Genomic DNA, 929 nt, shown 5'->3' with positions numbered 1-929 from the left:
TAACGTTGATGCTGATGCAACTAGTGCAAAGAGTTCAATTGATGCAGCAACAAATGCGCAAGGAGTAAAGGATGCTAAGGAAGCAGGTATTGCCAAGATCCAAGGCGACCATATTCCAAACAGTACATCGCTGATCGATCAAAAACAACATGCAAAAGAACTAATTGAAGCCGAAGCAACTCGGGTTAAGGCAGCAATTGATGCTGATGTGAGTCTAACTGATGATGTAAGGAAAGTTCAAAAGGCAAATGTTGACAGAGACGCAGCGGCAGCAAATGCAGATATTGTTGCAGCAAATAATGCGCAAGAAGTAAAGGATGCTACAAATGCTGGTATTGCCAAGATCCAAGGCGACCATATTCCAAACACTACAACATTAGCTGGACAAAAGAGTGCAGCCAAGACAGCTATCGATGATGCAGCAACTAAGGTAAAAGGCGAGATTGATGCCGATACTACTTTGACTGACACTGAGAAGACAACTCAGAAGAATAACGTTGATGCTGATGCAACTAGTGCAAAGAGTTCAATTGATGCAGCAGCAGATGCACAAGGGGTAAAGGATGCTAAGGAAGCAGGTATTGCCAAGATCCAAGGCGACCATATTCCAAACACTACAACATTAGCTGGACAAAAGAGTGCAGCCAAGACAGCTATCAATAATGAAGCAACCAAGGTAAAAGGCGAGATTGATGCCGATACTACTTTGACTGACGCTGAAAAGGCAGCACAGAAGGCACAAGTTGACACTGATGCAACTAGTGCAAAGGGTTCAATTGATGCAGCAACAAATGCGCAAGGAGTAAAGGATGCTAAGGAAGCAGGTATTGCCAAGATCCAAGGCGACCATATTCCAAACACTACAACATTAGCTGGACAAAAGAGTGCAGCCAAGACAGCTATCAATAATGAAGCAACCAAGGTAAAAG

1 protein-coding gene is annotated in these 929 nt (G+C 43.5%); it reads left to right on the top strand.

Annotated features, from left to right (window positions below; all coding sequences use genetic code 11):
- Window positions 1–929, top strand: a 929-nt coding sequence (locus AC2JF9_RS07975; protein ID WP_500726735.1) for a DUF1542 domain-containing protein, incomplete at both ends; no start/stop codon positions are given.

It is taken from the genome of Lactobacillus sp. C449L (assembly GCF_059900815.1).
Note: the sequence above shows the minus strand (reverse complement) of the source record. Positions and strands in the feature narration are given on the sequence as shown.